General features: G+C 44.0%; 15 protein-coding genes. 10 read left to right on the top strand and 5 right to left on the bottom strand.

From position 1 onward, the window contains the following. Positions 1-27 precede the first annotated feature (27 nt). The 3 genes from ACFI6J_RS14375 (at position 28) to ACFI6J_RS14365 (ending at position 2,341) form a co-directional block, all read left to right on the top strand. The gene (locus ACFI6J_RS14375; RefSeq protein WP_462586243.1) at positions 28-657 is read left to right on the top strand and encodes an ATP-binding cassette domain-containing protein; all 630 of its coding nucleotides are present in this window, start codon (positions 28-30) and stop codon (positions 655-657) included. Between the two features lie 76 nt (positions 658-733). Beyond that, complete coding sequence (locus tag ACFI6J_RS14370; RefSeq protein WP_462586242.1) at positions 734-1,399, top strand: CDP-alcohol phosphatidyltransferase family protein; 666 nt, start codon at positions 734-736, stop codon at positions 1,397-1,399. 72 nt (positions 1,400-1,471) lie between these two features. Further along, positions 1,472-2,341, top strand: a complete 870-nt coding sequence (locus ACFI6J_RS14365) for a sterol desaturase family protein (protein WP_462586241.1) — start codon at positions 1,472-1,474, stop codon at positions 2,339-2,341. Positions 2,342-2,367: 26 nt separating this feature from the next. Here ACFI6J_RS14365 and ACFI6J_RS14360 read toward each other — a convergent pair whose 3' ends face one another. From ACFI6J_RS14360 to ACFI6J_RS14350, 3 genes are all read right to left on the bottom strand, one after another. Next, positions 2,368-3,126, bottom strand: a complete 759-nt coding sequence (locus ACFI6J_RS14360; protein ID WP_462586240.1) for a DNA/RNA non-specific endonuclease — start codon at positions 3,124-3,126, stop codon at positions 2,368-2,370. Between the two features lie 331 nt (positions 3,127-3,457). Further along, the gene (locus ACFI6J_RS14355) at positions 3,458-4,513 is read right to left on the bottom strand and encodes an alcohol dehydrogenase family protein (protein ID WP_462586239.1); all 1,056 of its coding nucleotides are present in this window, start codon (positions 4,511-4,513) and stop codon (positions 3,458-3,460) included. A 64-nt stretch (positions 4,514-4,577) separates the two neighbouring features. Next, positions 4,578-5,096, bottom strand: a complete 519-nt coding sequence (locus tag ACFI6J_RS14350) for a TetR/AcrR family transcriptional regulator (protein WP_462586238.1) — start codon at positions 5,094-5,096, stop codon at positions 4,578-4,580. 277 nt (positions 5,097-5,373) lie between these two features. Between ACFI6J_RS14350 and ACFI6J_RS14345 the strand changes: the two genes are divergently transcribed. Further along, entirely contained in the window at positions 5,374-6,120 is a 747-nt protein-coding gene (locus tag ACFI6J_RS14345; RefSeq protein WP_156086353.1) for a hypothetical protein, read from the top strand. A gap of 50 nt (positions 6,121-6,170) precedes the next feature. After that, complete coding sequence (locus ACFI6J_RS14340; protein ID WP_156086354.1) at positions 6,171-6,977, top strand: DUF3307 domain-containing protein; 807 nt, start codon at positions 6,171-6,173, stop codon at positions 6,975-6,977. 41 nt (positions 6,978-7,018) lie between these two features. Here ACFI6J_RS14340 and ACFI6J_RS14335 read toward each other — a convergent pair whose 3' ends face one another. Continuing rightward, a complete protein-coding gene (locus tag ACFI6J_RS14335; RefSeq protein WP_156086355.1) occupies positions 7,019-7,924 on the bottom strand; it encodes a helix-turn-helix transcriptional regulator in 906 nt (301 codons plus the stop codon). Positions 7,925-8,039: 115 nt separating this feature from the next. On the opposite strand from ACFI6J_RS14335, the gene ACFI6J_RS14330 reads away from it, so the two are divergent. Genes ACFI6J_RS14330 through ACFI6J_RS14320 form a run of 3 tightly spaced genes read left to right on the top strand, consistent with a single transcriptional unit; the run spans position 8,040 to position 9,747 of the window. Continuing rightward, positions 8,040-9,146 carry an alpha/beta hydrolase gene (locus ACFI6J_RS14330; RefSeq protein WP_348671014.1) on the top strand — a complete coding sequence of 369 codons (1,107 nt, stop codon included), beginning with the start codon at positions 8,040-8,042 and terminating at the stop codon, positions 9,144-9,146. Between the two features lie 30 nt (positions 9,147-9,176). Further along, positions 9,177-9,491 (top strand): hypothetical protein, encoded by a 315-nt coding sequence (locus ACFI6J_RS14325; protein ID WP_348671015.1) that lies wholly within the window; start codon positions 9,177-9,179, stop codon positions 9,489-9,491. After that, positions 9,472-9,747 (top strand): hypothetical protein, encoded by a 276-nt coding sequence (locus ACFI6J_RS14320; RefSeq protein WP_348671017.1) that lies wholly within the window; start codon positions 9,472-9,474, stop codon positions 9,745-9,747. The genes ACFI6J_RS14325 and ACFI6J_RS14320 overlap by 20 nt, the downstream gene beginning before the upstream one ends. 58 nt (positions 9,748-9,805) lie before the next feature. Here ACFI6J_RS14320 and ACFI6J_RS14315 read toward each other — a convergent pair whose 3' ends face one another. Next, positions 9,806-10,711 (bottom strand): LysR family transcriptional regulator, encoded by a 906-nt coding sequence (locus ACFI6J_RS14315; protein ID WP_338358415.1) that lies wholly within the window; start codon positions 10,709-10,711, stop codon positions 9,806-9,808. A gap of 198 nt (positions 10,712-10,909) precedes the next feature. Between ACFI6J_RS14315 and ACFI6J_RS14310 the strand changes: the two genes are divergently transcribed. After that, on the top strand, positions 10,910-11,881 hold the full coding sequence (locus tag ACFI6J_RS14310; protein ID WP_342317563.1) for an NAD(P)H-dependent oxidoreductase: 972 nt from the start codon (positions 10,910-10,912) through the stop codon (positions 11,879-11,881). Between the two features lie 130 nt (positions 11,882-12,011). After that, a partial coding sequence (locus tag ACFI6J_RS14305) for an ankyrin repeat domain-containing protein (RefSeq protein ID WP_462586237.1) occupies positions 12,012-12,604 on the top strand: 593 nt, incomplete at its 3' end.

The raw sequence follows: 12,604 nt of genomic DNA, 5'->3' as shown, positions 1-12,604 counted from the left end.
ACAAAAACTACAAGGGCGTAATTTATAGTGCTTAGTTTAGAAAACATCGTTATTTATCGCGATGACAAGCCGCTGCTTCAGTTAAGTGCTGAGGTAGCAAAGGGAGAAGTGCTGACCATTATGGGACCTAGCGGCGCAGGTAAGTCTACTTTACTTCAAGCCATCGCCGGACAGCTTCAGGCCCCCTTTAGCGTTACTGGACAAATTAAAATTAACCACGTGGTGATAAACGATATCGATGCGCACCTTCGCAAAGTGGGCATTATGTTTCAAGATGCGCTTTTATTTGAACACATGACCGTGGGCGAAAACATTGCGTTCGCTATGCCTGATAAGGCATATAAAAACAAGCAATTGAAACACGACGCCATAAACGCGTTATTAGTGGCCGTCGAACTTGACGGCATCGCTGACCGGACTGTGAATACGCTCTCTGGTGGTCAGCAGGCCAGAGTAAGCCTTATCAGAACGTTAGCTTCTGAGCCTGATGTGGTATTGCTTGACGAGCCGTTCAGCAAACTAGATGTAGCCCTTCGAAGTCAAATTCGCAGCTGGACGTTTTCGCAGCTAAAAGCACGTAATATTCCCGCAGTATTAGTGACACACGATAAAGATGATGCGCTAGCCGCAGGCGGCAACGTCATAGAAATTTTATAGCGGTATTACATAGGTGCTGCCGAAGGTAGTACTGAAATAGTAAAAAAATACTGCAGAGCGAGTAAAGAGACATGTCATGTTAGATGCCAAAGTTACCCCTTTTATAAAGCCACTTTTAAAACCGTTGATAAAAGCGCTAGACAGCAAGGGTGTTACCCCAAATCAGGTTACGCTTGCCGGGTTTGTCGTCGGTATTCTTGCGTTTCCCTTTATTATTCTTAACTGGTGGAATATGGCGCTAGGTTGCATCATATTGAATCGTGTTTTTGATGGAATTGACGGTGAACTGGCGCGCTATCAGCAAAGCAGCAGCAGTGCGGGTGGTTTTTTGGATATTTGCTTAGATTTTCTATTCTACGCTTCTATTCCTTTGGCGTTTGGCATTGCTAACCCTCAAGAGTGGGGCATGCCAGCTATGGTGCTGTTAGCTACTTTTATTGGCACTGGCAGCAGTTTTTTAGCCTTTGCCATTGCAGCAGAGAAGTTTCAAATAGATAGGCCCCAGTTTGCTAACAAAAGCTTTTATTATATGCAGGGGTTAACCGAAGGCACTGAAACCATTTTGGTGTTTTTGGCGTTCTGTATTTGGCCGCAGTATTTTGCAACGCTTGCCTATGTGTTCGCTGCAGCTTGTGCCGTAACAGTCATTACTCGCATAGCAGGGGGCTTTTCTACGCTTCACAGGGTAGAGCGCGACGCTGCAAAGTCAGAACGCACAGTGCCTTCTTCAGGTTATGAATGATGGTGAAAGTTCTCGTTGCAGTAAAAGTAATCTGAATTTTGGAAGTAATTAACGTGATAAAGGTAATTTGCTTTGGATAATACCGCGATTATTCGCTTAAGCGTATTTCTTGGCGTTTTTGTGCTTATGGCAGTACTTGAAGCACTGTTGCCAGCGCGAGAAGCCGTGCTTAGTAGGAAAACACGCTGGTTGGGTAACTTGTCCATGGTGGTAATGGGGGCGTTGGTATCGCGTATTTTGCTTCCGGCCACACTCGTTGGTGTGTCTTTATGGGCGCAGCAGAAAGGCATAGGTGTGTTCAACGTTTTACTGGATGCCGTGCCGGCTGATGCTTCAAGCTCCAATCAACTGCTAAACAGTGGTGAGCCTCTCAGTAATTCTTCAACGTATCTTGTTCATATAGCCATCGTAACCTTAAGTGTTTTACTACTTGATATGCTTATCTATTGGCAGCACCGACTTTTTCATACCGTGCCTATGTTGTGGCGCTTTCATAAAATGCATCATGCCGATAGTCATGTCGACACCACTACAGGCCTTCGCTTTCATCCAGTTGAAATTGCTATGAGCTTGGGGATTAAAGCCGCGGCGGTAGTGATACTAGGCGTGCCAGCTATTGCTATTGTTATCTTTGAAGTAGCGCTAAATGGCTTTGCCCTTTTTAATCATGCCAATATTAGGTTGCCACAAAAGTGGGATGATAGAATTGGGCTTGTGCTAATCACACAGCGCTTACATCGCATTCACCATAGCCAGGCTAAAAATGAATCTAATTCTAACTATGGCTTTAGCGTATCGTGGTGGGATAGGCTGTTTCATAGTTTTACGCCTCGCGCTGCGTTTAGCGACGAAACATTGCCCATTGGTCAAAAAGACGTGCCAGCCACTAAGAAGAACGCAAGTATCATTGCGCTTTTACAGCAGCCATTTAAAAAGAGGTAGGCATCCCTGCCTTTTTAGATGGGTTATTAACAGCCGAGCGCAGCGGTTAAGCCTCCTAATCCCCCTTCAACAGCATTTTCTTTATAGCTTGGTAGTGACGGCATAATGTTTAGACCTGTTCTGGATTCAACTTCATTAACCGTTACCTCAGTTGCGCAAAAGTTATCACTGCGAGCTGCGTTTTGCTCTAGGATGAAAGCAGAGGCTTCCACCCAGCCGTTAACATCGGTAATGACGACTTTAAAATATCCACTAGGAATGCTGTGCGACTCATCTGCCTCTGGCAGAGTAGCGAAATACCACTCATATAACGGTCCAGAAACCACATAGACGTCTTGCCCAGTTCTCACTACATCACGCACCGCATTTTCTAGGTCCACCCAAGGACCTTGGTTTAGGTCTGAATCTTGAGGTGTAATGTTTGATAAATAATTTAGCATTTGCCAATCGGCTGTGTTGCTGAACGAAGCAAGAGGAACTTGATGGCCGCGGTCAGTACCAATTGTAGCCCATGCTCCGCTGTAATCGTTCGGCTCTAAAGTATTCGCAGAGTTAATTGAAGGATCAGCTTTCCAATTACGACTTCTTGATGGGCCGTCAATAGTGCTTGGGGTTACATGATAGGCCACCCAGTTGGCGAACTTTGTTTGTGCATTATTGTTGAGGGTGTAAATGGAACGGGTAATGGTTTGTCCAGATTGACCGGTGGGGCAGTTGTAAACACAGTTATCAGCAAACGCATTAAATGCGCAAATTATTAGTGTGAACGCGATGAGCTTTTTCATTATATTTCCTTTTGTTTTTAGACGCCTGCGTTTTACAGGCTGTACCAAAGTACAGGTCTAAAATGTCAGGAAATAGTACCTAATGTTACAAAGAGTACAAAAACAAATACCTATGTTTGAAAACGCGATTAGCAGTGGCTTTTCTTATAATGCCCTGGCTTGTTGAACGAGCCGACGAAGCACGTTATCGCGCAAGATATGCTGGCAGAAAATTATGCTCAGTTGTGTAAGAATTAGTGTTAAGAGCTTCGCCAAGCATTTACTCGGCGAAGCTCATAGGAGCGCCCGTCGTTAAAGGACTTTGGTTTACGTTCTCTCGGGCATATCGACGTTATTTGGGCTGTAACGTCAATACCATCTTACCAATGTGTTTTTTCTTCTCAAATTCTTGCTGCGCTTGGTGTATTTCACTTAGTGGGAATGTGCTCGATACAAGTGGTTTAATATTGCCTGCTTCGATGTGTTTTACTAAGTTGGCAAATACATCATGTCCTAAAATAGTGCAGCCTAATAGAGTTAAATCTTTCAAATACAGAGTCCGTACATCCAAAGAGACGTCGTGACCAGCAATTGCGCCCGACGTCGCGTAGCGACCAAACGGTTTTAGGATCTCAAGTAGCTCAGGCCATCGTGGGCCAGCAACAAGGTCGATAACAACGTCGAACGGCTCGCTTTCTGCCATGTGTTGCCAATCTTCATCACGCAAAACGGTCTTGTCGGCGCCTAATGCTTGTATGGCTGATTGCTTTTGTTCGCTGGTTACTGCAACAACATAGGCGCCACGTGCTTTAGCGAGTTGTACGGCAGCTGAGCCTACGCCGCCCGAGGCACCGGTTATAAATACTCGCTCACCTTTTTTTACGTTAGCTCTGTGCAGCATGTTTTCGGCTGTAGAGTAAGAGCACGGGAACGAGGCTAGTTCCACATCTGTCATCGTTGAATCTATTGCATGGGCGTGGCGCGATGCGACTTTAGTAAACTGTGCGAAACCTCCATTGCATTCCGAGCCGAAGTACCAAGGGGTACTTAGCGGTTTACTGTCAACTTCTACCAAACAAGGCTCAATGATGACGCGTTCACCAATACGTTCTTTGCTCACGTTATTACCCACAGCGGTAATATAGCCACATACGTCGGCGCCTTGAATTAGAGGTAGGTTTAACGCATTGCCGGCCCATCCAGCATCTTCTGCATTGTTGTCGCCTTTGGAATACCAACCTTTTCGCGTATTTAAGTCGGTGTTGTTTACCCCCGCAGCGCGTACTTCAATAAGTACATCGTTGTCGCTGAGTGTAGGCAAAGGTATGTTTTCGTTAAATGTAAGCGCGTCGAGATCGCCATGTTTAGTTAACTGCACGCCGTACATTTCATTTGGCAATGATTTCATATTGTCCTCCAGAATTTTTGCTTTAGACGAGAAAGGTAATGGTTGATGCAAGTGCTAAGAAGGGCTAATCAAGTAGCACTGTTAGTGCGCCTTTCGCTGCGGTTAACGCTTTATCACCAATCGTTGGCCATGCTGATGACATGCCCTCATGTAGCAGGAACACGCTGTTTGAAAGGGCTGGGTCTTCGAGCTTTTCATTCAGCCACGTTAGCACCGCGTGTTTGTGGTTGTTCACAGCGGTTTCAATTTGAAGATTATTGGGGTAACTCGCCAAAGCCTGCAATGACATGCAACCTCTGGGAGCGAATGTCGTTAGCCACACCGACAAGCGTTCAAATATGTGGTTAATTGCTTCGTTACGCGTCGAGGGACAGTTTTCTTCCAGAAACGCGATGTAACGGCTGTGACGATAGTCAAGCGCGCCAATAATCATGTCTTCTTTTGAAGGGAAGTATTTGTACAAGGTTTTTAGTGTGGTGCCGGTGTAGTCCTTGAGTTTAGCCACATTAGGCTCTGCGAATCCGTAAAGGGCAAAAGCTTGCTCTAGTTTCGAAGCTAACTCAAATTGTTTGGGCGCGGTCATACCGGGTCTCCTCGAAAACGGTTGTTATTTTCGTCTGCTTGGCACATCGCTTGTTAACCAATTAAACAGATGTTAAGTAGAATGAATATTCTACTCTAGGGTAGAATAAGTATTCTACTTAATCAACAGCCGCTATACGTTCTTTATTATATTTTGCTTTCCGTTACGAAATTTAGTCACATGTGAATTTGTGATTAATAATAATCACATTTTGCTGTGTGATTGTTTTTGAATTTGAGGTGGTAGCGTGTCATAGTTGACCCCTGAACGGAAAAAAGTGTCTATTGAAAGCAGAAAAGACAACGCGGCGCATAGTGAAATGACAAGAAAGAGTGCTTTAACAAGCAATACAAAAAAGCGCGCTGGTGTGATTACCGGTGACGTCTCCAACTCTCAGTCTTATTCTGATGCTGAATTCAGAGAGATAATTGCTACGCTGAGAGAGCGTTTAACATACTACGCCGAGTACTACGGTGGAGACTTTGATATTTATCGAGGAGACGCATTCCAGCTAGTTGTTGCACAACCACAGCATAGCATTGCAGCCGCAGTTGGATTGCGGCTAGCTCTTAAGGCGCACGCTTCAGGTGTGGACGTGCGAATGAGTGTTGCTGTGGGAGAAGCGCAATTTCGCCCTTCAGAAGTAAAAACTGGCACTGGAGACGCATTTGTGTTGTCAGGACGAGGGTTAGATAACATAAAGCCGCACCATCTTACTTTTTGTAGCGGTGAACAAACACTCGACGACAAAACGCAGCTCTTAACACGTTTTGCCGACGCGCATATCAATGGACTGACACAAACCCAGTCGCAAACCTTACTCGCGTATCTTGAAGCCACGGATAAGAGCCATGAAAGTGTAGCGGCCATACTAGATAAAAATCGCAGTAATGTAAGTCGAATTCTCAATGCCAGTAACTATAAACTGATAGCAGAATATCTCGACTATATGGAGAGAGCGCTCACGTTATGGGTTCAAGGTGGAACCTCATTAAAAACGGAACAATTGACCAAGGAAGACTAACGTGATGACGGGTTATGCAAAAAACATAATGCTTGTGACAGGAGAACCAAATGCTTGCTGAACCTCAACTGCTGGTGGCACTTGTGTTAGCGCATCTATTAGCAGACTTTTATTTTCAACCGTTTACCTGGGTACAGCAAAGAAACGAACGACACGCACTGGCTTTGCCCTTATACCTACACGCAATCATACACGGTATACTCGCGGCAGCAGCAATGTTCTTGTTTTCATCAACGATAAGTATCGCAAGTATAGGTATTGGGGCAATTGTAGTCGCCGTTTCTCACTTCAAAATTGACGTGATTAAATCGTATTGTAAGCAAAACACCACGTCTTTTGTTATCGATCAAATAGCGCACATTGTCGTGATCTTAGGCGTATTTTTGTATGCCACTAATCAGTGGCGCGAGGCAGTGGGACTACTTCAGCAGATAGGTACATCGCATCTATTAGTGGTCTTGGCCTATTTGGCGGTACTCAAGCCCAGTTCAGTTATTATTAAACAGCTGCTGTCGCCTTGGAGCGATGAAGTATTAGCTAACAAAATGCCGTCTTCTCACCCCAATGATCCGCCCACAATAAGTACAGAGGCACAGCAAACTTTATCACTGGCAGGTCAACGAATTGGCTATTTAGAACGTGTACTCATGTTAACGTTTGTGTTGTTAAATCAGTTTTCTGCCATAGGTTTTCTTATTGCGGCGAAATCTATATTTCGCTTCGGTGATCTTACTAAACACCAAGACAGAAAATTAACTGAATATGTACTTTTGGGCACCTTCACCAGTGTGGCGATGACGTTTGCCATTGGCTTGGCATGCGCAGCGGCATTAGGGCAATTACCCATAAAGTCTTAGCAAGGGCTTTATTGAGTAGGTAATGTCCAAAATAGTTTATTCTACGCGCTGTATTGTTTAATGAATTGGCTTGGGGTAATGCCTTCGTGATTTTTGAAAACACGACTGAAGTGAGATTGGTCATTGAATCCCAGTAATAACGCGATGTCGCTCATGGAATGAGTATACGCGAGTAAGTATTTTTTACTTTGCTCAACACGGTATTGGGTAATAAATTGGTACGGTGTTTCCCCAACACTCTTTTTAAACTCTCTTAAAAAGTGGAACTTGCTGCAAAAAACGAGTTCGGCCAGCGCATCTACGCTAATGGTACTGCCTATATTTTCTTTAATGTATTGCTCAATCTTATCTATCTGTGACTTGCCTATTTTGACACTCTTTGCTGAGGAATCTTGAAGGTCGCGGTAATTTGAATAATTTTGGATATAATGAGCAGAAAGTGCAGACAATAAGTTACTTAAATAGGCTTTCCCATTACGACCCTTTGCTTGTGTCTCTAATAACAGAAGCTCAATTAGCCCCTTTATGGTCTCGTCTTCCACATTGTAGTTGTTCAGAAACTGCAGCTGTTCTTGTTCTACCTTAAACGGACATGCGTCTAAAAATACACGCTCTTCAACCGCTAAAATAACAAAATAACAAGGCTCGGATATGTCGTGTGTAAACGGCGTTTTAGGTGGATTAATCCAAATGTTTCCCGGACTGGTTTTTAAAGAAACCATACTTCCATTCGCTTCTATGTTCCAATTCAGGTCGCTTTCAAGAGCGAGTGCGAAATAGAAATAAGGGGTATACACATTTTGAGGGTAAAAGTGAGGCGACTTTCCTTTCTCTAAAATGATGCCTTTCCAATCGAGACCGTCGTTTGAAAAAGCAATATCTAGTACGTCTTTGCACGATGAAGGTTGATGTGTCGCATGATCAAAAAAGGCTAAACGTGACTTCAAGCTTTATGTTTCCTTTAGCAATAACCTACAAATAATTAGCATTAATGTGCAATAACTAAGGCGCACTATTTCATATCCTGTGCTCATTGATTACCCACTTAAAGAGCACAGCCAAATGCTTAAAACTACCATAACAGTAATTGCACAGTCACTTTTGATATCGCCACTGGTCATATTACAACCGGGCATATCACACGCTCAACAACCATCGCAAACAGACGCGCTAAACCAAGCCCGAACAAGCATTGAACAACTAAGCGCTAATCATGCGCAGTTAAGCAGTGAAAACAAAAATAGTCATCGTCAATACAACCAGCAAGGATTTCAAATGGAAAATATCACGTTAAACACAGAAGTGGGCAACTTGGCTGCAAATTTATACCTTCCAAAAGGTATTGCTAATCCACCAGTGGTCGTTGTTACAGGTGCATGGACATCAGTAAAAGAGCAAATGCCAGCTGTTTATGCAAAGGCACTAGCCGAGCGAGGCTACGCTGCTGTTACATTTGATTTTAGAGGTTGGGGAGCGTCAAGAGATACCGATGACAACCAAACCGCGTACCTTGAAGATCCTGTTCGTAAAACGCAAGATATACAGGCTGTTATCAAAGCGCTATCAAACGTCGCGCAGGTGGACAACAGCCGTATTGCTGGCTTGGCCATTTGTGCCTCAGCGGGCTATATGCTTGATGCTGCGGTTCAAAATACTCAATTAAGCCAAAATACACGGTTAGGCGCGGTGGCAGTAGTGGCCCCCTGGTTACATGATGAAGCAATGGCAACAGCCATTTATGGCGGTGAAGAAAATCGCAATCAATTACTTGCGTTAGCAGCGGCAGAGAAAGACAAATCCAAGCCATTAGTTATTGAAGCGGCAAGTTTAACCAATGAAAACGCCTTGATGTATAACGCACCTTACTACACTGAGCAATCACGAGGTTTGTTGCCTGCCTACGACAACAAATTCAACGTGACGTCATGGAGCGGTTGGCTTAATTATAATGCGCAGTTAAGTGCATCAAAACAGACTATACCGGTTTTAATGGTTGCATCAGAAGCGATGGCGCTGCCACAAGGTGCACATCAGTATTTGGAAAACGCGACTGATTCGGTAAATGCAATTTGGCTAGATAACATCAATCAATTTGACTTCTACGACCAACCTGAAGCCGTTGAAAAAGCCGTTAACGCCGCAGTTTCTCACTTCGACAGCGCATTGTAGGGCGAGTGTTTACCTATTAAAGGCTCAGAAATGAAATTTAAAGCCATAATTTGTGTCATGTTAGTTGGAGTTTTTACTATGGGCCATGCCGCCATATCCCATTCGAACCGTGATAAAGACATTGCAAGTATTCACAGCAACCTGAATAGCTTTTCAGCATTAGCTGACAACAATGCTTATGAATACTTAACCTTACTGTTTGCCCCACATGTAACAACAGACTACACCAGTTTGTTTGGGGGCGAAGCGGTAACCCAAAAACGTGAGATCTTAATGCAAAACTGGGCGGCTTTCTTGCCTGGCTTTGACAAAAACATTCCACAACTTGGGAAACCCAAGTATTAATCGAAAAGAAGATATAGCGTTTGCTAACGTGCCATTTACTGCCAGTCATTGGCTAGGGCATGATGGTTTTTGGCAAGTTTCGGGCATCTACCACTTCACTTTTAGAAAGATAGAAGGGCAATGGCTGATTACTTCAGTGACATTAGAAAAAACAGAGGAGGCGGGCAGTCGCGATATTTTAGCGATTGCGCCAGAAAATGCGAAAGACCGCTTGGCGGATCTGCAGAAAGTTAAAAACGATACCCTAGCGCACTGAAAGCAAACAAGTTACTAACGCCTGTTGAGATTTGATGCACAGTAAAAACCAACAGGCGCTAGCGTAAAACTGCGTGTTTTTCTTCAAGAAAGTCGATTAAGGCCCTAATTCTTTGGGCCTTTTGACTATGTTGCTGAAAATACATAAATAGCCCTGAATAAGGAAACCAGTTCTCTTTAAGTACGGGAACAAGCTCGCCAGTTTCAAATAATTCATCCACCATAGGTTCAACAATTCTTCCTATACCTAACCCTTTTTTGGCAGCATCAATCATCAAATCTGTATCGTTGACTACCATAGCAATCGGCATTGAAACACTCACAGCTTGCTGGTTTTGCCACAGATGAAGTGGCGCAAGTTTGTTAGAGGTAATAAAACGATATTGAATGAGCTTGTGTTGCTGAAGGCTATCAATAGACGAGGGAAGGCCATACTTTTTAGCGTAGTGAGGTGAGCAGAACAAACATTCTTTAGTGGCATTAGTTAATCGCTTTGCCACCATACCTTCTTCTATCCTATCACCAAAGCGAATACCCACATCCATCCCATCGGTAATCAAATTTACGGCTGCATCGTTTATCGATACCTCAAGCTTTAAGTCTGGATAGCGCTCGCAAAACTCTTGGTAATAAGGCGCCAAAAGCTGTTGGAAGGCGAAGCGAGGAGTGGTAATACGAACCGTGCCCCTAGGGGTATAGCTAAGGGCGTTGACCTCTTCAAATGCAATATCTAACGTGTCGATAGCATGATGAGTTTGCTGCTTAAGTAACTTTCCCGCATCGGTTAATTCAACTCTACGCGTGGTTCGATTGAACAAAGGAACGCCCACACTTGCTTCTAGAGATTTAAGCGCGTGGCTTACAGACGGCGGTGCCATTTCTAACTGGCGAGCTGCGCCACTAATACTGCCTTCATCGGCAATAGCATGAAAAACAATAAGTTGTTGAAATGTGGTGCCGTTCACTTGTAGCGCCTCTTGAAAGTCTAAGTGACAAATTGGTCGAGGGGTTTCAAGCCCAAAATTATATCTAGAATTTAATTGTTAGTTTTAAACTAATAATCTTTGAGTTAATCATCATATAAAACTAAAGGTCATTCAAGCATAAACTTCTATCTGTTCACTTTGAACCAACCATAAAATTATCACGCAAAGGTAGAAGTAATGAGTAAAGTATTAGTTATCTCCGGCCATCCTAATTTAGACCAGTCCAATGCTAATAGCGCTATTTTGCAAAGCCTGACTAAGCGCATAAATGACATTGAAGTTAGACGCTTGGACACCCTTTATTCTAACAACCCAATTGATGTAGAGGCAGAGCAAAAAGCCTTGCTTGACGCTGAGGTGATTGTACTGCAGTTTCCTTTCTACTGGTATTCTGTACCAGCTTTACTTAAGCGCTGGATTGACCAAGTATTTACTTATAATTTTGCGTTTGGCCCTGAAGGAGACAAGCTGGCGAATAAGCACTTTTTACTGTCCATTTCGGTAGGTGGCCCAAAAGAGTCTTATAGACCGCTAGGCTATAACCATTTCAGTGTGGAAGAATTCTTACGCCCGCTAGAACAGCTCGCTTACCTTGCAAAAATGCAGTACCACAAGCCAATTTACAGCCATCGCATGGTGTACATTGAAGGTGTTTACAACACGCTTTCAGACGTTCAGGCCCGTGGTGATCAACATGGTAAGCGGGTAGCCGATGCTATTGATGTTTTGATGAACTCTCCAGAATTGCGTATCAAACAGTTTGTAACGACGTGGTTTGGGCAGTTCGATCAATTACCGGCGTCAAGTGAAGCGTTTCTACCGAATCTCAGCGAGGAGGTTGTCTGGCAAGCGCCAGAGGGACGATTTCAAGGCCATGCTGGATTCAACGACTGGTACGCGTGGGCACGCAAGACGTTTAAACCTAACTGTGAGCACCGCGTAGATCAAATTGATATCAAACCCGATGCTGATTCAGCGAAGCCCAATGGGTTTATAGTAGACCTTCGAATTAACCTTCGCGCTGACACATTTGAATCGTCTGACTTTAAAGGGGAATCGGTTGAGGTACAGGTAAAAGAGCGCTGGCATGTGCATATTGATACCGAAGGTAAAGTAACCATCGACAGTTACGTTGTTAGTCCTTTGTAGGGATTAACAACGTGCTAAAAACTCAAAACCAGAATTTAAAACCAAGGCAAAAAGCATTTAAAAAGTTAGGCGAGACAATGAATAAACCTATCCCGTTTACAGAAAAGCGTGTCAGTCTCTGGCGTTAATTGTGCTCTCTGGCATGGGCATTACCACCTCGTTTAGCGAAGCCGTGGCAAACGAAGCAATAGGGGCGCTCTATACAAGTAAGTTTGAAAGCAACATAAATCAGAACCTAACACCGCTGCACAAAGCAGTGTTGGATAACAATATACAGCGTGTTAAGGCACTTATAGACAGCGGCGCAGATGTTAACGGACTCGATAGATTAATGGGGGTAGCGCCGCTTCATCTGGCTGTTCAAGGAAGAAACTTAGACCTTGTTAAACTGCTTGTGAAAGAGGGAGCATTCGTAAACTTGCAGTCAGTACGCCTGGGCGGAACGCCACTGCTATTGGCCGTGTGGCACAGAAATATTCCCGCGGTGGAATATTTATTAAGTTTGCCCGACATCGATACCACCGTTATTTCAGCGGCAGGCGCTACAGCCCTTGGGTTTAATCGAAGCGGTACAAAAGCAAACGATAAAGCGTTAAATGAAGATGTTGCCACTATTAACGCGCTATTTGCGGCTCATAAAGAGAAAACGCTGCAGCAAGCGCAAGAAAAAGCAGCCATTTATATGATCGTTGCCAACCAAGCGCTGTCTGAAGAAGAAATGGT

The organism is Alteromonas sp. G4i13 (assembly GCF_054960505.1).
Note: the sequence above shows the minus strand (reverse complement) of the source record. Positions and strands in the feature narration are given on the sequence as shown.

Coding starts and splice junctions, on each gene's coding strand:
- ACFI6J_RS14310 (WP_342317563.1), top strand. CDS start 10,910: ATGAGTAAAGTATTAGTTATCTCCGGCCATCCTAATTTAGACCAGTCC.
- ACFI6J_RS14340 (WP_156086354.1), top strand. CDS start 6,171: ATGCTTGCTGAACCTCAACTGCTGGTGGCACTTGTGTTAGCGCATCTA.
- ACFI6J_RS14325 (WP_348671015.1), top strand. CDS start 9,177: ATGAAATTTAAAGCCATAATTTGTGTCATGTTAGTTGGAGTTTTTACT.
- ACFI6J_RS14350 (WP_462586238.1), bottom strand. CDS start 5,096: ATGACCGCGCCCAAACAATTTGAGTTAGCTTCGAAACTAGAGCAAGCT.
- ACFI6J_RS14355 (WP_462586239.1), bottom strand. CDS start 4,513: ATGAAATCATTGCCAAATGAAATGTACGGCGTGCAGTTAACTAAACAT.
- ACFI6J_RS14330 (WP_348671014.1), top strand. CDS start 8,040: ATGCTTAAAACTACCATAACAGTAATTGCACAGTCACTTTTGATATCG.
- ACFI6J_RS14360 (WP_462586240.1), bottom strand. CDS start 3,126: ATGAAAAAGCTCATCGCGTTCACACTAATAATTTGCGCATTTAATGCG.
- ACFI6J_RS14370 (WP_462586242.1), top strand. CDS start 734: ATGTTAGATGCCAAAGTTACCCCTTTTATAAAGCCACTTTTAAAACCG.